We start from the raw sequence: 896 nt of genomic DNA, 5'->3' as shown, positions 1-896 counted from the left end.
ATCCGCCACTGTTCCTTGTGGATGAGGTGGTGGTGGTGGCTGCAGAGCAGGGTGCCGTTCTCTGTTGAGGTGGTGCCGCCGTGGGACCAGTAAGTGATGTGGTGTGCTTCGCACCAGGGTGCGGGCATGGTGCAGTCAGGGAACGCGCAGCCTTGGTCGCGGGCGGTGATGGCTTTGCGGATGTGGGGTGGGAAGATCCGGGTGGTGCGGCCGATGCCCAGGACGCGGGAGTCGCTGCCGAGCAGGACGGGGATGATCTCGGCGTCGCAGGCGATTTTGCGGATGGTGTTCGGGTGCATCGGGCCCGTGAACGTCGCAGTCCCTGTACCAGTCCCCATCCCTGTGCCTGTCCCTGTAATGGTGCCGGGCTGGGTCGGGCCCGTGAACGTGCCGGTGCCGGTGCCGGTGCCGGTGCTGTGCTGGTTGTGGTGTTGGTGGTTTTGGAGTCGGTTGAAGAGGTCGCGTTCGTCGATGGTGACGGTGAGTTGGGGTGGGAGGCCGCCGTTGGAGGGTAGTTTTCCTGTGCGCATGGCGAGGCTGCAGGCGCCGGTGAGGCCGTTGAGGTATTTCTGTGGCCGGGTACGCCGGTCCAGGTCCGGACCGGCGGGGACCGTCTGATCAGCCCCGGCCCCGGCCGCGCCGGCAGTTCCGGCGGCGGCATCGGTTCCGGTGGTGGTGAGGCGTGGGTTGGTGGCGACGTTCATGGCGGTGGTGAGGATTTCGTATTGTTCGTCGGTGGCGAAGATTTCGAGGTGGTGCAGTCCGTGGCGGCGTCGGCGGCGCAGGAACACGCCTTGGAGTTGGCGGAGGACTTCTTCGGAAGGTTCGGGGCCGTCGTGGTCGATGAGGTCGGTCCAGCGTTTGGCCATTTTGGTGACGAAGTCGGTGACGAAGTC

Annotated in this window: 1 protein-coding gene; it reads right to left on the bottom strand. The window is 65.7% G+C overall.

Features of this window, described 5'->3' with window-relative positions:
- The coding region (locus AB4Y77_RS22945; RefSeq protein ID WP_442015458.1) for an HNH endonuclease signature motif containing protein at nucleotides 1–896 on the bottom strand (896 nt) is incomplete at both ends.

This window comes from Paenarthrobacter sp. YAF11_1, from assembly GCF_052113445.1.
Taxonomy (GTDB): domain Bacteria; phylum Actinomycetota; class Actinomycetes; order Actinomycetales; family Micrococcaceae; genus Arthrobacter.
The sequence above is the reverse complement of the archived record's forward strand: the minus strand, read 5'-3'. Positions and strand labels throughout refer to the sequence as shown.